Below are 12389 nucleotides of genomic sequence, written 5' to 3' on the forward strand. Positions count from 1 at the left end.
TCCTCGTCGCTCACTTTTTTGCTCGGATACCCTCATGCAATCACGCCGTCCTGCGCCCGAACAAACCACACGCCTCGCTGCGCTGCGAACATTCTGTGATAGAGCGTTGGATGACTATCCCGAGTTCAGCCACTACGACGAATTCGAGCCCGATTTCTGGGAAGGCATCGACTTCCTGCGCATCGCCGATGACTGGGTCAGGCAGCATCCCAAGGATGGGCCCAAGGCACTGGCGGATGGTTTTGTGTTCCCGACCGTTTGGGACGATCTGGAGGACCGCCGCGATCAACAGCGCTATGGCCTGCAATATCGACTCTGCGATGCGTGGATCACGGCTCGCCCGGATGCCTATGCACTGGAGCAGATCGGTGCGCGACTGCAGCACATGCTGCAATATGCCTTCGAGGACAGTGACTATCCCTTGCCCACTGACGAAGATGACCCGGCCTATTACCGAAGAAGCCCGGACCAGGCCTGGGCCTTCCCCGACGTTCACGCCTGCATCCATCGCCTGAGCAATTATCCGTCCACCCCGGCCTGGCAGACCTTCGCCGAATGGTTGCTGGACGGCAGCTGGAACCGCGAGCAGCCCCCTTCAGCGCCCGGTGGCGAACAAAGGAAGATCGCCGACGCGTATATCTACGTGCACAAGGAAATCCAGCGCATCGCCCTGAGCCTGCTGGAAGCGGGCCGCCTCGATTACCCGCGCTTCGTCCGGGCCGCCAATACCTGGGGCCGCGCCATGATGTTCTACTCGGACGACGCCGGGCTGGACAGCGATGATGTGGACTTGACTCGGTACGCCGATGAAGATTTCGACGAGGACGATGCAAACGACGAGGACCCGGAAGACATCGATGATGAGTCGTCTCAGATTGATGAAATCCCCACGCAAGAACCTGCCGTCGCGCCCCCTGAACTGGCGAACTTCACCGTTCGTTATGTCGAGGACGCCCTGGCTGGATTGCCCGATAACGCCGAGAGGCTGGCTGACACCTTCCGCTCGGTAGAGGTGTATCAGACCCGTTGGTTGTTGCAGGCTCTGGCGGTCATCGAACGACTGGGCATAACGCCGGATGACTTCGACAGCTTCGGCTACACGGCTGCGGTGCTCCAATACTTCCTGCTGCTTCAGGATTTGCCCAAAAACCAATCCCCAGAGCTGCTCGCGGCGTTGTCCGGCTTTTCAAGAAATACCCTGCTCACCGCCCTGCCCTACGCCGGCCAAGCCAGCCGAGTGGTGCTCGACGCGCTCGGCTGGAGTGATCTGCAAGGCTTCCAGCGTGAATACCTGAACATTGCCCTGGCCCCTCGGTCCGGCTGGGGCAGCGACCTGCCCAATACGCTGGATGAAACCGTGGGCGTGGTGGACCGCTACCTGCTGGACAAGGCCCTGGCCGAAGCCGACCCAGACCACCTGCGCGAGTACCTCGCGGCACTCGAACCCTCGCACTGGGCGTTTCCCGAGACGCGTGTACTGCTCGACGCCTACCAGGGCATCGGTCGAGCGGCGCTGGAAAAGAAATTGACCCGCCACGCACAGCCGGCCATGCGCATCTATGGCTTGCTACCCGTCACAGGGCCGGACGACGTACGCCAGCGCTACCTGACGCTCAAGAAATTGCACAAAGAGGTACGTAAATACGGCGCTCAGCGACAGGCCAACTCCCACGCAGCGGTGCAGGCAGGCCTGGAAAACCTGGCGCGTGTCGCCGGTTACCCTTCGGTGATTCGCCTGGAATGGGCCATGGAATCGGAAATCGCCGAATCCACCGTGACAGCCGCCACCATCGATGGCTATGACGTCACGCTGGAAATCGACGGCTTGTCGCCTACGTTGCACATCTGCAAAGCCGGCAAGACGCTCAAAAGCGCACCGCCTGCGATTCGCAAGCACGCCGACTTCATCGCCCTCAAAACGCAGCAAACCCAGCTCAAGGAACAGATCGCCCGCTTCTGCCGCACCCTGGAAGCAATGATGAGCAGCGGCGAAAGCCTGGCTCTGGACGAGCTGAAGCCGCTGTTGAAAATGCCTGCGGTTCGCCTGCTGCTCGAACAGCTGATCATGCAGGCCGACGACGCTGCGCTGGGCTGGCTCGATAGCGCGACGCTGACGGTGACTGACCTTGAAGGCCGCCAACACATCGCTGAAAAGCACCTGCGTATTGCTCACCCTTTTCATCTGTTCATGGCTGGACAACTGTCGGCCTGGCAGAAAGAAGTGGTGACCCATCGCCGCGTGCAGCCGTTCAAACAGGCCTTTCGCGAGTTGTACCTGCTGACACCTGCCGAGCGAGACACTGGCTTGTGGTCCAACCGATTCGCCGGCCACCGCCTGAAAGGCAAGGTAGCTGCCCGGTTGCTGCAGGTCCGCAACTGGTCGACCTCAAGCGTCGAGGACATCTATTACGAGAGCAAAGAGCACGGCATCCATGCCATGTTCAACTTTCTGGATACCGGCCATTACCTCTCGGAAACAGAACACTTTACCTTCGACACGATTGCGTTCTACCGCGACCAGAAGGCCATCCCCCTTGAGCACGTACCGCCGCTGCTGTTCTCGGAAATCATGCGTGACGCCGACCTGCTGGTCTCCGTGGCCCACGCCGCAGACGGCTACAGCACCAGCAACGAAACCCTGCAACGACGCGCCGAACTGGTCGGCGAGTTGATTCAGGGTCTGGGGTTACGAAACGTCAGATGCGAAGGGCATTTTCTGCACATTACCGGCCAGCGCGCGAACTACCGCATTCATCTGGGCAGCGCAGCCATCCATATCGAACCCGGCAACTACCTGTGTATCGTGCCCGTCGGCAGCAGCTCTACGGAGTTCTACCTGCCGTTCGCCGACACCGACAAGAAAATGGCCGAAGTGCTGAGCAAGATGTTTCTGCTGCTGGACGACCTGAACATCACCGACAGCCTGATACTGGAGCAGATACAGCGCGCGGATATACCGGGAGCCGGGCACGTCATCGACGCCTGAACTACCTCAGCCCTCCCGCGCATCGCTGCGTCTTGCATGCGAAGGAGCTGAAGCTGACGCTTTCTTTCTTAGCTCCCTTATTGATGAGCTTGCATGCTGACCTTGAACCGGAGTCAGGGTGTTTCCCTGATGCCGATTACCCTACACGGTAACGCCTAAACGTTTGCTCACTATCCGCATCAGACGGGCACCGACCTCGTCCATTCCTTTATTCTGAGCCACCACCTGCGCCCCCTCCATCAGCAGTGTCAGTTCCTGCGCCACGTCCATTGGACAAGGCAAATCCGCCTCCTTGCACAACGTGGCGAGTCGCTGAAACTGGCGCTGCTTGTGCGACTCGATCAAACGCCTCGCCGGGTGCAGTGGGTCGGGGAGCTCGGCCAGGCTATTTGTGAAGGGGCATCCTCGGTAGCCGGAGCTGGCCAGATCTGCGGCGATAAATTCAGCGAACCCCAGTAACTGCCTCACCGGTTGACCGGGCCACTGGCTCGACAACTCGTCAAGCACTGCACTGTATTGCTCAGTGAGCAGTCTCAGCCATTCCTGCACCAGCACATCCTTTGTTTCGAAATGCCGATACAACGTCATTTTTGTCGACCCCGCCAAGGCGGCAATAGCGTCCACAGTGACTCGGGAAATGCCCTGCTCAAAAAACAGCGCCTGGGCGGCATCGATAATGCGCTCGCGGGGTGGCAGCTGGGCGATGCGTTCTGGGCGAATAGGTCTTGGCACGACGGACATTCTCTGGTGATGAAATTCTGCTTGACAACGATACTACACAGTATCACATGATACCAACAAGTATCGCGCGATACTAAGAAGTATCAACCTCTCATTTCTGGAGATTTCAATGAATCTTTCCGATTACGCCGAACATGACGCCGTTGGTCTGGCAGGCATGATTGCCGACCGTCAGATCAGCGAGTCTGAAGTACGCGCCGCTGCCCTGCAGGCCATACAGGCACTTAATCCGCACATCAATGCCGTCGTCGATACATGGGCTGACGAGCCGCAGGCACAATCCGGGCCTTTGCACGGCGTGCCAATGCTGGTGAAAGATCTGGGCCTGACCGCGCGCAATCGTCGCAATGAACTGGGCAGCCGACTGGCGCAGGGTTGCGTTGCCGGAGCCGACTCTGAGCTGATGGCGCGGTTTCGCCGCAGCGGCCTACTCGCCCTAGGCCGCACGACCACCCCCGAACTGGCGGCAAGCACCACCACAGAAAACCGTGTAGACGGCCCCACTCGCAATCCTTGGGACCTGACCCGCAGCGTCGGCGGGTCCAGTGGTGGCTCGGCGGCCGCTGTCGCCGCTGGCATGGTCCCGATAGCCCATGCGACCGATGGCGGCGGCTCAATCCGCGTACCAGCCGCGTCCTGTGGTTTGTTTGGCCTGAAGCCAAGCCGGGGACGTTTACCCATGGGACCGGATGTCGACGAGGTTTGGGCAGGGCTGGCCGTACACGGGGTGCTCAGCCGTACCGTCCGGGATACCGCCAGTGTGCTCGACGCCGTGCACGGCCCCGCATCAGGCGATCCTTTTCACATTGCACCGCCGACACAATCCTACCGGTCGCTGCTGAGTCGCGAGCCCGGGCCTTTGCGCATCGCCGTACAAGGCCATGCCCTCAATGGTCAGCCGACAGCACCTGCCGTAAGCGCCGGTTTGAACCTAGTCTGTCAAACGCTGGAGGGACTGGGCCACCACGTCACTCCTGCCGTCGCGGACATAGGCCTGAGCTGGGAAGCCTTCGTAGAACTGAATGCGCGATTCTGGTCCAGCAACACAGCCGCCTGGATCGACGCCATCGCGACTGCGACGGATCGGCCCATCGATGAATCGACTCTGGAGCCTGCCACGCTCGCCCTTTACCGGCTCGGCTGTGAGCTGAGCGCAACCCAATTGCTGGAAGCGATGTACCAGCGCAATGTTGTGACCCGAAAAGTTGGAGATTTTTTCTGCAATTACGATGTGCTTCTGACGCCGACCTTGCCTGCCCCCCAGCCCCTCGTGGGCCAATACAATGCGAATCAGGAAACGCTCGATGGCCGAGGGTGGATAGCCCATGTCTTCGACCACTCCCCTTTCACTGCCGTTTTCAATGTCAGCGGCTGCCCTGCCATGTCGATGCCACTGACGCAGGACCTGGCATCCGGTTTACCTATCGGCATGCAGTTCGGCGCAGCTTATGGGCGTGAGGATTTACTCCTGCAGTTGGCGGCGCAGCTTGAACGGGCGATGCCCTGGACTGACCGACGCCCGCCCATCTGGGCGGGCAACCACTAGTAGCTCAATCGGCGTTGAATCGAAATGAGCCGAGTAGTGAGGCTGCATGCACCAACCTCACTGCTCGCGTCCGCTTTGGGTAACACCCCGCCATCAACCTGCCAACAACGTGATTCCTGCCCCCGCCGACACCAGGCCGAGCGCACGAACCAGTGCAGCGGCGCGCATCGGCAGCCCCCGCGCCAGTGCAAAGCCAGCTGCATGCAGTGCCGATGTCGCGATCAGAAAACCGACCGCATAAGCCGCAGGGCTACTCATCTCCGGAAATTCCATGCCGTGGGCGATGCCGTGGGCCAGTCCGAAAAGGCCGGTGATGGCGAGGGCAAGCGCCACAGGTGGACGTGCCGCCACCGCGACCAGCAAGCCAAAGGCGAGCACCGATGCAGCGATGCCGGTTTCCAGATGTGCAATGGCGAACCCTTCGAACCCCAACAAGCCGCCGAGCAACATGCCGGCGACAAAGGTCAGTGGCAACATCAAGCGCGCCTTGCCGGCCTGCTGCGCGGCCCAGAGACCGACCGCGAACATTGCCAACAGGTGATCCATCCCGCTCAAGGGGTGCGCCACGCCCGCCATCAAGCCTGATTCGTCATGCCCTGGATGGGCAAATGCGAACACCGGCAGCAGGCATAAGGCGGCGCCCAGAGAAAGCCGTATTGATTGAGTCAATCCCATGAAAACACTCCTGAATCCTGAAAAGGGCAAGGTGCTGGCACTTACGCCGCCAGCACCCGGCCAAGACCGGCTTAACGACGCGGCGGTTTAGGGAATGGGCCACGGGCTTGCTCGTAGGCCTGAGCCACGCGCAAGGCCAGGGCGTCCTGGAACCGTGGGGCGACGATCATCATCGCCACCGGCAAGCCATCAGCCAGACCTGTAGGAATCGAAGTCGCCGGGTGGCCCGTGAGGTCGAACGGCGCGGTGTTGGTCAGCATGTTCAGCGCACTGTGCACGTACTCCTCGATCGGCGCATCGGCAGCGGTCAGCGGCGTCGCCACGAAGGGCATGGTTGGCATCACCAGTACATCGAAATCCTTGAACGCTTCGTCGTATTGACGAGTGAGTTCCGGCACCAGCATGCGCGCCTTGGCGTAATAGGCGCCGTGCAGATTTTTCAAGCTGTAGTGGCCGGTCAACGCCACGGCGCGGACACTGCTGGACAACGCATCGGCGTGCTCGCGACGCTTGGCACCGAAGTAGCTCATGATGTCCGGATCGTAATAGCCATCCACGTTCATGCCATAGCCGTTGCCCTGCAGCATCTGATACGCCGCGCCATCGGTGGCAATGACATTCCACATGTCCAGCGCCACCCCAGAATGCCAGGGCGCGCTGGCTTCGCCGACCGTCGCGCCAAGGCTCTGCAGTTGCGCGACCGCCGCCTTGACCTGAGCATCCACCTGATCCTCGGACACGCCGGGAACCGCGAAGCCTTCGCGCAGCACGCCAATTCTGAGGCCCGCGACGCCCTGATCAAGCGTGGCGACACAGGCAACGGCTGGCGGGTTCTTCTGACGGGAGTCAAGGCCGTCGGCCCCGGCGATGACATCAAGCATCACGGCCACGTCACGCACGCTGTTGGCCATCGGGCCGACGTGATCGATGGTCCTTTCGATCGGGAAAGCCCCGGTGTAAGGCACCAGGCCGTAGGTCGGCTTGTGGCCGACGATGCCGCTCCAGGCCGAGGGCATGCGGATCGATCCTCCCTGGTCCCCGCCGATCGCCATGTCGACCTCCTCCAAGGCAACCAACACGGCGCTGCCACTGGAGGAACCGCCCGCGTTGCGGGTCAGGTCCCATGGGTTTTTCACAGGCCCACTGGCGGCGGTGAAGCTGGCGCCGGAGAAGCACAGGTCCTCGCAGACCGACTTGCCCACCACTGTCGCACCCGCAGCGAGCAGGCGTTTGACCACGGTTGCATCCTCTGAAGGGACATAACCGTCCAGGCTCAGCGAGCCGTTGGCCATCGGCACGCCGGCCACGGAAACGTTGTCCTTGATGACCACCGTCTTGCCGGCCAGCGGGCCTTGGGCGGCGCCTGTGATATGGGTTTTCACGTACCAGGCGCCGTGCAGATTGTCAGCGTCCGGCGCCTTGCTGAATTCACGCTCGGGGGGTTGCTGCGCGATGGTTTGCGCATACAGTTTGTCAATGGCGTCGTAGGAACCGAGGGTCTCGTCAGCCAAATTGAGGAAGCATTCCATCTGACTGTCGCTCAGGTGATAGCTGTGGTCTTCGGCGGCGATTAGAAAGTCGGCTTTGCTTGGGCGTTTTACGGACATGGGGTGTTCTCCAGATATCGGTTAAGGGCTGCCCGCAATCAGGCAGCCATTGACTCGAACCCACTGCGCGGATACGCAGGTTGCGGTTCGCTCCGGAGGACTCCGTTGTCCAGGCCGGTCGCCACACGGTGATCCATACCTGCCGATCAAGGGCGTATGGCAATCCTCCGTGCAGAAGAGGGTCAGGCCCATTGGGCCGGACGCTCAGGAACAGGCTTGTTGAAACAGTTCGTGGGCTTTCACCAATGCTTCGGCGATCTTCTCCACCGGTTCGCGTTTGGCCATCGCCTGATCGCGCAGGGCGTTGTAAGCGTCGATTTCCGACATACCCTTGGTTTCGATCAGGATGATCTTGGCCTGCTGCACCGTGCGCATCACGGCCATCCGCCCTTCCAGTCGCTTGACGTGTTTTTCGCGCTCACGGGCCTTGCGCGATTGACTCAGGGTCAGCGCCAACGCCGTGAGCAGTCCGAACGAGCGAACTGGCGACGGGATCACCGAGCAGGCGTTGAGCTGCACCAACGCCTCGACAATGATCGGGTTTTCGTAGGCGATCACCGGAATGATCGGCGCTGTGCTGGCGTGCAGCAGCCAGGGTGTGTTGGTCGAAAGACTTTCGGGGGAAACGGCAAGCACGATCACGTCCACCTCGGTGTTGAGCCGCTCGGGAATCGGCCACTGCACACGCACCTGACAGCCGATGCGCTGCAGTTGCGCGATCAGATTGCGGCCATCGTCATCATCCGGGTGCACCACCAGCACACTGATGTCGCGCAGGTCCTTGATCCCCGCGCTGCTGTCACTGCGTTGCCGTTTCTTTGCCGCGCGCAAGGTCATAGCGGCCTCCCGGTGCCGCTCGACCAGTCGTTCAGGCGCGGCGCGATGGCGTATGGATCGGGTTTGAGGGCGTTCTGGCTTTCATAAAGAATGTCGAACTGACCCTGGGCATTGGCCCGCCCGATGCGCGAAAAAAGGTAGGTGTGATGGTTGTGCGCATCGACCCTGACGCGCCCTTGAGGCGCCTCGAATTCGAGACCGCGCATGGCTTGCAGCACGTCATCGACGTTGGTACTGCCTGCACTGAGAATCGCCTTGGCCAGCAGGTGCACCTGAAAATAAGCAGCCTCCCAGCATCGGTCGGTGACCTGCTCCTGACCGAACAGCGCACGGTATTGCGCGATGCACTGGCGGTTGATCGCAGTGTCCACCGACTGAAAATAGGTCGCTGCCGAAATGTGCCCTGCCCCCAAGTGAACCCCCATCTGCTTGATGTCGGTCTCGCTGGTGGTCAGGCTGGCGATGGGCATCACGGCCGGATCGAAACCGGCATCGGCATAGGCCTGATACAAGTGCGCCATGGTCTCGCCCACAACCGTGGAGAAAATGAACGACGGCTTGAGCTCCCTGGCCTTGACCATCAGCTTGGCGAAATCCTCGGGCCGGGCATTCTTGAGCGGCAGGTAATATTCACCCAGCTTGGTGCCACCGCGCTCATACAGAAGGTCGCTCATCAGCCGATTGGTTTCGTAGGGATAGACGTACTCGGAGCCAATCATCAACACCCGGTTGCCGAAGTTGTCGAGCATGTAATTGCCCAGTGGCACCGCGTTGTGATTGGGTGTCGCGCCGGTGTAGATGATGTTGCGCGAGTACTCGAAACCTTCGTAGTACACCGGGTACATCAATAACGCGTCGTAGCGCTCCACGATCGGCAACGCAGCCTTACGCGCAGCAGAGGTGTAGCAGCCGAAGAAGAACCGCAGGTTTTCCTCACGGATCAACGACTCGACATGCATGGCATACAACGCGGGGGTCGAATCGGGGTTGCGGGTGACCAGCTCCAGAGGCCGCCCCCCTACGCCACCGGCCGCGTTGATCTGCTCGATCGCGAATTGCGCACCGCGCATTGTCGAGCGCTCGGCGGCCGCCGTGACGCCAGTGTCGGAAAACAGACCGCCTATGCGGATCGCCTGGTCAACCATGCCTATCAACCTTGTTCAACGTGATATCAGACGCCCAGCGTCCGTCAGGGGGGCGGGCCATCTGCAAAGAGTCATTGTGCAAAGAATCGGTGAGCGGTGGCCGTGGATTCAACGGCTGCTCTCAGGCGGCTTGTGCCTGAAACCGGTGCGACTGCGCTGTCGGGGCCGGCCATGCGAGGGACCTTCCACACCTGCCGGGAACGGGCGTGTGACAAGGGACCCTGCGAGGGTAGTGCCGTGTCCTCATGCAGATTGCGGGCCACTCCCCTTCCAGCGGCCTGATCGCTGAGCCACGCATAGGGTGCGTTGACCGTCGGTAGGACAATGCTGCTCGCACAACACCGATGAAACCTTCACGCTTTTGGTGCGCAACCAGGCCCCTTGCGCCAAACCGGCGCAAGGCCCGTCAAGTTTGCAATAGATGCAGTGAATGCCGACCGTTGTGCCCGATGGCCCCTGATTGTGTCCTCATCGGCAATTGGCACTGCCCTTGCAGATACTCTCCCGAGACATCGCGCCGGCTGTCTGCCCTACGCCCACTTGGCAAGTAGGGAGACACTTGGCGTACGACTGGATCGGACACAGTTGTCCCGCCAGATTCGGCACAAGAAGCCTGACCTCCCGATTATTCGTTTAACCGGGACGTCGGGCTTTTTTTATTCCTGGGGAGAAATGAAATGCACAACGACAAGCGCCGTTTGATCAAGCATGCCCTATTACTGGGGGCCTTCAGCCTGTTGCCGTTTTCCCTGGCCAGCCAGGTCCAGGCGGCAGAGACCGTCAAAGTGGGGATCATCCATTCGCTCACCGGCACCATGGCCATGAGCGAGGCCTCGGTGGTGGATGCGGAAAAACTCGCCATCGACGAAATCAACGCCAGCGGCGGTGTACTGGGCAAGACCATCGAACCGATCGTCGAAGATGGCGCCAGCGATTGGCCGACCTTCGCCGAAAAAGCGCGCAAGCTCCTGGAAAACGATCACGTGGTGGTCACGTTTGGCGCCTTCACCTCGGCCTCGCGCAAAGCCGTGCTGCCGGTGTTCGAGCGTAACAAGGGCCTGCTGTACTACCCGACGTTCTACGAGGGTCTGGAGAAATCCCCGGCCATCATCTACACCGGCGCCGAAGCCTCGCAGCAGACGCTGGCCGCTGTCAGCTGGTTGATGGCCAACAAGGGCAAGAGCGTCTATCTGGTGGGCTCCGACTACATCTGGCCGCGCACCACCAACAAGCTCGCCCGCGCGTCGGTGAACAAGCAGGGCGGCTCGATCGTCGGTGAGGACTACCTGCCCCTGGGCAACATCGAGTTCTCCTCGGTGATCAACAAAATCAAGGCCGCCAAGCCCGATATCGTCCTGTCGACCATCGTCGGCGGCTCCAACGTGGCGTTCTACAAACAGCTCAAGGCCGCGGGCATCGACAGCAGTAACCAGACGCTGATGGCCCTGGCTGTCACCGAGGAAGAAGTCACCGGCATCGGCGCCGAAAACCTCACCGGCTTTCTGACCTGCATGAGCTACTTCCAGAGCCTGAAAAATCCGGTCAACGAAAAATTCGTCGCGGCATTCAAGGCCCGGTATGGCGAAAAACGCGTGGTGGGCGATCCGATGGCGGCGGCCTACACCGCGGTATACCTGTGGAAGAAAGCCGTGGAGAAAGCCAACAGCTTCGACGTCCCGGTCGTCATCGCTGCCTCTTCGGAACTGACCCTCGATGCGCCTGAAGGCGAGATCAAGGTGCACAAGGACAACCACCACCTGTGGAAGCGTGCGCGCATCGGCACCATCAACGCCCAGGGCCAGGTCGATGTGATCTACGAGTCCGCGCCGATCGAGCCCAACCCATTCCCGAAACTGTGAAGCGAGGCCCGGCGCGAATCACCTCGCGCCAGTGGCCACCCAGGGTTCCTGAAATCGGTCCGCCCATGAGCAGCGACAGGTAGCGACGCAATGACTCTCGATATTTTGATAATGCAGGTGTTCAGCGGATTCTCGCTGTTCTCGGTGCTGGTGCTGATGGCGCTGGGACTGACCATCGCCTTCGGCCTGATGGGCGTGATCAACATGGCCCACGGCGAGCTGATGGCGATGGGGTCATACATGACCTACGTCACATCGCTGGTGTTCCAGCGCTATTTCCCCGAGTTCATGGGCTGGTACTTCATCATCGGCATTGGTGTCGCCTTCGTGGTGACCTTTACCTTCGGTTTCCTGCTTGAACGTTGCTTCATCCGCTTCATGTACAACCGCCCGCTGGATACCTTGCTCGCCACCTGGGGCCTGTCGCTGGTGCTGCAGCAAGTGTTTCGTCAGGTATTCGGCCCCAAGGAAGTCAGCGTGCCGACCGTGGAGTGGCTGCAAGGCGCCTGGAAGATCAGTGAGGGACTGGAGTTGCCCCTCAACCGGATTTTCATCATAGGCCTGACGTTGGTCATTGCCGGTGCCGTGTTTCTGTTCCTGTATCGCAGCCGTTGGGGGCTGCGCATCCGCGCCGTCACCCAGAACCGCGCCATGGCCGGTGCCGCCGGGATCAACACCGCCCGCGTTGACGCCGTCACATTCGCTCTGAGTTGCGGCCTCGCGGGGATTGCCGGCAGCTCGTTCACCATGCTCGCCTCAACAGGCCCCGTAAGCGGCCAGCAGTACCTGGTGGATACGTTCATCGTGGTGGTGTTCGGCGGCGTCGAAAGCCTGCTAGGGACTTTTCTTTCCGCCTTTGCCATCGGCCAGACGCAGATCTCGCTGGAGTACCTGACCACTGGTTCCATGGCCAAGGCGATCACCCTGATGGTGGTGATTGTGTTGCTGTTCTTCCGCCCCAACGGCCTGTTTGCCGCGAAAGTGAGACGCTGA

General features: G+C 60.8%; 9 protein-coding genes. 4 read left to right on the top strand and 5 right to left on the bottom strand.

Going from position 1 to position 12389, the window contains the following annotated elements; all coding sequences use genetic code 11:
- The first annotated feature begins 34 nt into the window (after nucleotides 1–34).
- Nucleotides 35–2986: a DUF4132 domain-containing protein gene (locus PSH86_RS18720; protein ID WP_305484187.1), complete on the top strand. Its 2952-nt coding sequence runs from the start codon at nucleotides 35–37 to the stop codon at nucleotides 2984–2986.
- Nucleotides 2987–3127: 141 nt separating this feature from the next.
- Here the strand turns inward: PSH86_RS18720 and PSH86_RS18725 are convergent, their stop codons facing one another.
- Nucleotides 3128–3718, bottom strand: coding sequence for a TetR/AcrR family transcriptional regulator (locus PSH86_RS18725; protein ID WP_239548605.1), 591 nt, complete (start codon nucleotides 3716–3718; stop codon nucleotides 3128–3130).
- A 118-nt stretch (nucleotides 3719–3836) separates the two neighbouring features.
- Here PSH86_RS18725 and PSH86_RS18730 point away from each other — a divergent pair, with 118 nt between their 5' ends.
- Entirely contained in the window at nucleotides 3837–5273 is a 1437-nt protein-coding gene (locus PSH86_RS18730; RefSeq protein WP_116832752.1) for an amidase, read from the top strand.
- Nucleotides 5274–5366: 93 nt separating this feature from the next.
- On the opposite strand, the gene PSH86_RS18735 is transcribed toward PSH86_RS18730, so the two are convergent.
- The 4 genes from PSH86_RS18735 to PSH86_RS18750 all read right to left on the bottom strand — a co-directional run bounded on the left by PSH86_RS18735 (nucleotide 5367) and on the right by PSH86_RS18750 (nucleotide 9537).
- On the bottom strand, nucleotides 5367–5948 hold the full coding sequence (locus PSH86_RS18735) for a HupE/UreJ family protein (RefSeq protein WP_163858095.1): 582 nt from the start codon (nucleotides 5946–5948) through the stop codon (nucleotides 5367–5369).
- A 71-nt stretch (nucleotides 5949–6019) separates the two neighbouring features.
- Nucleotides 6020–7555 carry an amidase gene (locus PSH86_RS18740; protein ID WP_163858092.1) on the bottom strand — a complete coding sequence of 512 codons (1536 nt, stop codon included), beginning with the start codon at nucleotides 7553–7555 and terminating at the stop codon, nucleotides 6020–6022.
- A gap of 204 nt (nucleotides 7556–7759) precedes the next feature.
- Nucleotides 7760–8392, bottom strand: a complete 633-nt coding sequence (locus tag PSH86_RS18745; protein ID WP_116832755.1) for an ANTAR domain-containing response regulator — start codon at nucleotides 8390–8392, stop codon at nucleotides 7760–7762.
- A complete protein-coding gene (locus PSH86_RS18750; RefSeq protein ID WP_116832756.1) occupies nucleotides 8389–9537 on the bottom strand; it encodes a transporter substrate-binding domain-containing protein in 1149 nt (382 codons plus the stop codon). Before PSH86_RS18750 ends, PSH86_RS18745 begins: the two co-directional genes overlap by 4 nt.
- A gap of 677 nt (nucleotides 9538–10214) precedes the next feature.
- On the opposite strand from PSH86_RS18750, the gene urtA reads away from it, so the two are divergent.
- Both urtA and urtB read left to right on the top strand, forming a co-directional pair.
- On the top strand, nucleotides 10215–11396 hold the full coding sequence (gene urtA / locus PSH86_RS18755; RefSeq protein ID WP_305484195.1) for an urea ABC transporter substrate-binding protein: 1182 nt from the start codon (nucleotides 10215–10217) through the stop codon (nucleotides 11394–11396).
- 90 nt (nucleotides 11397–11486) lie between these two features.
- Nucleotides 11487–12389, top strand: a complete 903-nt coding sequence (urtB, locus tag PSH86_RS18760) for an urea ABC transporter permease subunit UrtB (protein WP_305484196.1) — start codon at nucleotides 11487–11489, stop codon at nucleotides 12387–12389.

The sequence above is a fragment of the Pseudomonas sp. FP2300 genome, from assembly GCF_030687595.1.
GTDB lineage: Bacteria > Pseudomonadota > Gammaproteobacteria > Pseudomonadales > Pseudomonadaceae > Aquipseudomonas > Aquipseudomonas bijieensis.

Coding starts and splice junctions, on each gene's coding strand:
- PSH86_RS18720 (WP_305484187.1), top strand. CDS start 35: ATGCAATCACGCCGTCCTGCGCCCGAACAAACCACACGCCTCGCTGCG.
- PSH86_RS18730 (WP_116832752.1), top strand. CDS start 3,837: ATGAATCTTTCCGATTACGCCGAACATGACGCCGTTGGTCTGGCAGGC.
- PSH86_RS18735 (WP_163858095.1), bottom strand. CDS start 5,948: ATGGGATTGACTCAATCAATACGGCTTTCTCTGGGCGCCGCCTTATGC.
- PSH86_RS18740 (WP_163858092.1), bottom strand. CDS start 7,555: ATGTCCGTAAAACGCCCAAGCAAAGCCGACTTTCTAATCGCCGCCGAA.
- PSH86_RS18745 (WP_116832755.1), bottom strand. CDS start 8,392: ATGACCTTGCGCGCGGCAAAGAAACGGCAACGCAGTGACAGCAGCGCG.
- PSH86_RS18750 (WP_116832756.1), bottom strand. CDS start 9,537: ATGGTTGACCAGGCGATCCGCATAGGCGGTCTGTTTTCCGACACTGGC.
- urtA (WP_305484195.1), top strand. CDS start 10,215: ATGCACAACGACAAGCGCCGTTTGATCAAGCATGCCCTATTACTGGGG.
- urtB (WP_305484196.1), top strand. CDS start 11,487: ATGACTCTCGATATTTTGATAATGCAGGTGTTCAGCGGATTCTCGCTG.